Source organism: Streptococcus sp. HMSC073D05, from assembly GCF_001812015.1.
In the GTDB taxonomy this organism is placed as follows: domain Bacteria; phylum Bacillota; class Bacilli; order Lactobacillales; family Streptococcaceae; genus Streptococcus; species Streptococcus parasanguinis_D.
In genome coordinates this window covers 22692-28934 of the sequence record NZ_KV807483.1, presented here as the reverse complement: position 1 = coordinate 28934, position 6243 = coordinate 22692, and the positions used below count along the sequence as shown (strand labels likewise).

The following is a 6243-nucleotide window of genomic DNA, read 5'->3' as shown; positions in this document are numbered from 1 at the left end:
ACTCATCTTCTGCATGCTCTGTCATGACTTGTAAGCGATAGGTTTTAGGCGATTTTCCACAGAGTTTACGGAAAACCTTATAAAAATAGCCTACATTACTGTAACCGACCTTATAGCAGATATCTTCAATACTGTCATTGGTCGATAAGAGGAGCTGCTGGGCCGCCTTAATCCGCTGTTTATTGAGGAGTTCTGCGAACGTTGCATTGGTTTCTCGTTTAATCAATTGGCCTAAATAGACTGGATTGATAAAGAGAGCCTGACTGATGTCCTTGAGCGACAGCTCTTTTTGGTAATCACGGCTAATCACTTGGAGGACACTCGCTACATTTTCGTTCATCCGATAGTGGGATAAGAAACGGGACAGCTCTTCCTGGATAAAGCCAATCATCTCGCTAAAAGTGGCAGTTTCTTGGACTTTCTTGACTACATCAGCTAAATTATCACCTTGCAGGTATTCAAACAAATGAAAGACATCCATCAAAAATTGGATAGAGAGCTGCTTGGTCAGTGAGACCTTAGGGGTCTTCTCAAGGATCATTTTTTCTAACCAGTCCAGTTCTTCTAAGATCTGTTGGATATTTCCTTGCATGATCACCCGGTAGGCAGGCTCGTAGTAATGGAAGACTTCTTCATCTTGATTGAGAGGGGTCGCCCCATAAAAGAGGCTCCGCTCCACTAGATCCTTAAATTGATGAAAGTGCTCCTTATACGGAGGCTCAAAGGCCTTCTCAATCATGGCTTCTTCTTCCTGATCCGAGATAAAGAGTTGAAGATTTTGCCCAAGAACTTGATAAGACGAGCTGATAAAGCCTTTTTTCTCCTTAGCGACTCCAATCCACAATGAGTTCCGACCTGCGATATAGCGACAAAACTCTTCCTCAGAGATATCATCGTGAATCAAACGGTCGGCCAACTCTTGGCTTGGTTGCTGGATTTTATGCTGAATTTTTTCTAGGATATTGCCCATCTCCACCTTATTGACAGGTTTGAGCAGGTAGTCTGCCACGCGCAAATTGAGAGCTGTCTTGACGTATTCAAAATCCTGATAGCCTGACATAATGATATAGGCAGCATCTGGGATCAAATCCTTCATTTCAGCAATCATCTGAAGTCCAGTTTTCCCAGGCATATTGACATCCGTGATCACCACATCTACCGGATACTCTCGCACATAATCTAGGGCCTGGTCGGCGTCTTCTGCTGTTGCGACCACTTCCATATTCCAGTGGTCAAAGGGGATTAATTTTTTTAACCCTTCTGTAATCATATACTCATCGTCTACTAATAAGACTTTGTACATTCTGTCTCCTTTATTCATCTTGAATGGTTATCGTATAGGTCACTCCATGGTGAGGTTGGGAGAAAACTTGGATATGGTAGCGATCTCCAAAATAGAGTAGCATGCGTTCATGGACATTGACAATTCCGATGGACTGCCGGCCACTCTTTTCTTCGATTTCTGAGCGAGGATTGCGATTGGCTAGTATCTCTTGAATGCTTTCTAGCTGTTCTTCTTCCATTCCGCGCCCATTATCACTGACCAGGATCATGACTTGCCCTTCTCCTTGCAAGACCTTGACACTGATCACATTGTCCTTGCGTTTATGATCCACTCCATGGGCAAAATAGTTCTCAACCAAAGGCTGGATGGTAAATTTTGGAATCTTCATCTTTTCCAAACCTGGATCGATCTTAAAGCCATAGGCAATCGATTTTGGATAACGCACCATACAGAGGTAGCTGTATTTACGACAAAATTCGAGTTCATTTTCAACTGTCGTCACTCGCTCATCTGAGATATTATTGCGCAAGAGACTACTAAACTCATAAATAATATCACCCAATTCATCCTGCTCTTGCATGACGGCGTACATCCGGATAAATTCCAGTGTATTGTACATGAAGTGGGGATTGATCTGGGCTTGTAGCGCCCGCATATTGGCATCTTTTTGGCTGAGCTGTAGCTGGTAGATATCCCGAATGTTCTTATCCATATTGTCTAACATGGTATTGATCATATCCCCGATAACCAAGAGTTCTTGGTCCTTCGTGGACGTATCAATCCGTCGTTCGCTATCGCCTTGACTGATCTGATTCATGGTATCGACCAAGTCGAGGACTTGACGCCGGTAATTTTTGAAAATCTGCCGTAATAACAAGTAAAGGATCAAGAAAATTAGGAAAGCAATGGAGAGAAAAGTGGTCAGATTAGCTAGACCCTTCTTGACCAGATAACTTTCAGAAACAGCTACATCCACCTTGTAGCCATAGATCGTGCTGCGGGTTTGCCATTTAACATCCTTTGATTGCCCCTTATCCCCTTCATGGTACATCTCTTTCCCAAAGGGAGTGAAGATCCGCACAGCGACCGGAAGATCGCCTCTGGCATTATCAATCGCTGCCGTCAAAATTTCTTGGTCCAGCGTCATATAAGCGATCCCAACTCCAGCACCCGTAGTCGGATCTGTCAAAGGAACCGGAATGGCTGTCGCAGGAGCCTTGTAATGGTCCGCTGAAACCTGCTTACCCCCCTTCGATTGCCGGGTAGAGACAAATACTGTCTTGTAATCCGACAAGGTGACATCGATGCCCTCGATGTTTTTATTGCTCAAATAGAGACTGTCAATATTCTTATGTAGGGACAATTGGATATAAGAAGGAAACTGGGCATTCAATCGCCAAGTCTCATACTCCGATGGTGACAAGGTAAAATAGCGATAAACCCCTTCTAATTTTGCAGGATTTTCAACGAGACTACGCCCTTCTTGTGTGACCCGCTGATAAGAGGTCTCGAGATCCGTCACGACTTCAGTCAAGACCCGTTGGGCGATCCGGTCGGCTTCAGCTTGCTGGTTTTTCCAAGAGATTCCCGCGACAACCAGACCCATAATGGTCAAAATGACTACCATGACATAGGCGTAGAATTTTAAAAGCGTACTTAACCAGATTTTTTTCATCGTTAGGATACCAATTTTTCGTGGATGTTTTGATAGACAGGGTCAAAGATATCATTGACAAAGAAATGCCATACACCGATCAAGACGAAAAAGAGAAGGGCTGGCATATAGTAGCTAATGACGCCAAGTAGCGCGGTTCCAAGGATGAGCTTCAGAACCGGACGAATATCCAGCAACATTCCGATCAAACTGAGCTTGATACTATTGGCATAAGAGAGATCGAAATGAACTTGTAATTTCAAATAAACGGTGTAAGCTAGAGGCGCAACCAAGAGGAAAACCAGATTAAACAAGAGAACCAAAATTTGGAAGAAATTCAAGTGAGGAATCTGGACCATGAGGTACATGCCATAAAGGAGAACTCCTTCAATGGCAAAGAAGGTGTAAAAGACTTGATTGGCTGGGCGTAGATTTTCTTTGAAGAGTTCCCAAGCGCGTGACCAATGATAGTCCTTGTAGGTCATGCCATTTTCCGCATAGAGGCTCATGATAGTGGCACTAGCCGGTCCTACTCCTAGTAGAACACCCCCACAGATCGTCAAGACCCAAAAAATCCCTGTTACCAGCATAGCAACATAGACTCTCGTAAAAATGAACTCGATGATTTTTCCCATCATTCAGCCTCTTTTCCAATTAGTCATTCTATTATACCATAAAAATAAAACGCTTTCCCGCATTTACATTAGTAAATTGAAATATTGATTTTCATTTCCAGGGTTCATTTTCATAAAGGATTAAAAAGGCTCTGGAGATTCCTCCAAAGCCTTTTCGCACTACCTGTTCTTATTTTTTAGAAGCAAGGAATTCGTCGTATTGTTTTTGCATTTCGTCAAGCACTTTTTGGTAAGCACCTTCTGATTTCAATTTTTCAAGCATCTTAGGAACTTCTACTTCAGGATCCACTGTACCAGTATTGATCGCACCTGCGAATTGGTTCAAAGTATTTGTAAGAGCAGTGATTTCTGATTTCACTTTATCTGTGTTAAAGATGAAGCCAAGTGCTGGAGATTCTTTTGCAGTTTCCAAATCTTTCTTAGATTGTGCAATTTGTTCATCTGTTACGTTTTCGTTGATGTAAAGAATCCAGTTGTTACCAGTGTTCCATCCAGACATGTGAGTGTTTCCGTTGTAGCCATCCAAGACTTTGACACGGTTTTCTTTACCTGGTACTTTTTCCCAGTTCTTGCCTTCTGGTCCATAAACAAGTCCGTTCAAGAGTTCTGGATCAGTGTTCAAGAGGTTCAACACTTCCATAGCTTTTTCTTTGTTCTTAGAGTTGTTTGAGATAACAAAGTTAGCTACTTGAGTAGTATTGTTCTTCTTGTACAGTTCAGTAAATGGTTTGATTTCGATCTTACGGTTTGCTACACGAGAAAGCAAGCTGTTACCGTAGTCAGCTGGTCCTACTGTTTCTTCACGAACCAACCATGTATCTTGAGAAAGATCATAACCAGTGTCGCTCGTTGCTACGTCTTTTGGAATGTATCCTGCTTCGTAGTATTTGTGAAGAGTCTTCAAGTTTTCTACATAACGAGGAATTGTGTAACGGTCAACGATCTTAGTGGTGTCACCTTTCAAGTCAACAACGAATGGAAGTCCATCAACAGCCACATAGTCGAAGTCATCTGAAGGTCCACCGTAGCTCTTGTTCATTGCAAATGGAACAACGTTTGGATCTTTTTCTTTGATAGCTTTCAAGACTGGTTCAAGAGAAGCATAGTCTTTCACGTTTGAAACGTCGATACCATATTTTTCAAGAAGTGGTCCGTTGAAGGCAAAGTTTTGAGAAGATGCCACGTTAGCTGCTACTGGAACAGCATAGATCTTGCCATTTACAGTGTTCCCTTTGATGTAAGCTGGGTCAAGTGCTTTGTAAAGGTCTTTTCCTTCTTTCTTGTACAATTCTGTCAAGTCAGCATAAGCACCTTTTTGAGCGTTGATAACGTAGTTATTAGCAAAGGCAATATCATAGTTTTCACCAGATGAGATGATAACGTTCATTTTTTGTGCGTAGTCACCCCAACCAAGATATTGGATATCCAATTTTGCGCCAACTTTCTTTTCAATGATCTTGTTGGCATTTTTAAGAAGAACATCCAAGTTATCTGGTTTATCACCGATTTGGTACATCTTGATGATTGGTTTACCGTCTTCAGTTGTTGCTGACTTCTTGTTGTTCCCTGTAAGGTTTCCACAAGCAGCAAGAGTAGCTCCAAGAGCGATGACACTAGCAGATGCTAACGCGTATTTTTTCCAATTTTTCATAAGAAAAATCTCCTTTATGTTATTTTCTTTTTAGACTAAGTTATGAGTTGAAAATCCTGCTGATTTTCAATGAACGATGTTATTCTTTCACACCACCGATGGTCAAGCCTTTTACAAAGTAGCGTTGGAAGAATGGATAGAGAATGGCGATTGGCACTGTTGCCACAACCACCATGGCCATACGTCCTGTTTCCCGTGGGATGGATTGTACAGCTCCTGCCAATTGGCCGGATACCCCGACGTTTTTAGCGATGTAATCCATATTGTTTTGGATTTGCATCAAGAGGTATTGCAATGGGTAAAGGTTGTCACTCTTAATATAGAGGAGGGCGTTGAACCAGTCGTTCCAGAATCCTAAAGCAGTGAACAAACTGATAGTCGCAATCCCTGGTAGAGACAATGGCAAGCAGATTTGGAAGAAGATCCGTGTTTCACTTGCCCCATCGATCCGAGCGGATTCAAGGATAGCTTCTGGAATGGTCCGTTTAAAGAAGGTCCGCATCAAGATGATGTTAAATGGACTGAGCAACATTGGGATAATCAAAGCCCCGATGGTATCACCTAACTGCAAGAGTTGAGTGGTCACAATGTAGCTTGGAACCAACCCTGCACTAAAGAGCATACTAAGGAGTGAAAATACGGTAAAGAACTTGCGGTATTTAAAGGTACTCCGTGAGATTGCATAAGCATAGGTTGTGGTGATAAAGACATTACATGCTGTTCCCACAATGGTCACAAACAAGGTAATGAAGAGGGCTTGCAAGATTTTGTCTTTGAATTGTACCAAGAAGAGGTAACCATCAAATCCAAATTTTGCTGGCCAGAATTGGAAGCCATGGACTGCCAAACTTTGTTCGTCTGTCAAAGAGATCATGACAACGAAGATGAAGGGAAGCACACAGGTCAAGCCGACCAAGGTCAACAACAAGGTAAAGAAGAAGTTGCTCTTCTTACTGAAAGAATGGATCCCGACATTATCAATTTTTTCTTTTTGAATGGTTGATTTTTTCATACGATC

Annotated in this window: 5 protein-coding genes; all 5 read right to left on the bottom strand. The window is 42.2% G+C overall.

Features of this window, described 5'->3' with window-relative positions; genetic code table 11:
- Window positions 1-1303: response regulator transcription factor (locus HMPREF2832_RS01415; RefSeq protein WP_070505313.1), on the bottom strand; the 1303-nt coding region annotated here is incomplete at its 3' end.
- 10 nt (window positions 1304-1313) lie between these two features.
- Window positions 1314-2960, bottom strand: coding sequence for a sensor histidine kinase (locus HMPREF2832_RS01410; RefSeq protein WP_070505312.1), 1647 nt, complete (start codon window positions 2958-2960; stop codon window positions 1314-1316).
- 2 nt (window positions 2961-2962) lie between these two features.
- The gene (locus HMPREF2832_RS01405) at window positions 2963-3574 is read right to left on the bottom strand and encodes a YesL family protein (RefSeq protein WP_070505311.1); all 612 of its coding nucleotides are present in this window, start codon (window positions 3572-3574) and stop codon (window positions 2963-2965) included.
- A 169-nt stretch (window positions 3575-3743) separates the two neighbouring features.
- Entirely contained in the window at window positions 3744-5225 is a 1482-nt protein-coding gene (locus HMPREF2832_RS01400; RefSeq protein WP_003009706.1) for an ABC transporter substrate-binding protein, read from the bottom strand.
- 79 nt (window positions 5226-5304) lie between these two features.
- Window positions 5305-6237 (bottom strand): carbohydrate ABC transporter permease, encoded by a 933-nt coding sequence (locus HMPREF2832_RS01395; RefSeq protein WP_003004100.1) that lies wholly within the window; start codon window positions 6235-6237, stop codon window positions 5305-5307.
- Window positions 6238-6243 lie beyond the last annotated feature (6 nt).

What these genes read in the sequence shown, in the direction of transcription:
- HMPREF2832_RS01410 (WP_070505312.1), bottom strand. Translation starts at nt 2,960, where the DNA reads ATGAAAAAAATCTGGTTAAGTACGCTTTTAAAATTCTACGCCTATGTC.
- HMPREF2832_RS01405 (WP_070505311.1), bottom strand. Translation starts at nt 3,574, where the DNA reads ATGGGAAAAATCATCGAGTTCATTTTTACGAGAGTCTATGTTGCTATG.
- HMPREF2832_RS01400 (WP_003009706.1), bottom strand. Translation starts at nt 5,225, where the DNA reads ATGAAAAATTGGAAAAAATACGCGTTAGCATCTGCTAGTGTCATCGCT.
- HMPREF2832_RS01395 (WP_003004100.1), bottom strand. Translation starts at nt 6,237, where the DNA reads ATGAAAAAATCAACCATTCAAAAAGAAAAAATTGATAATGTCGGGATC.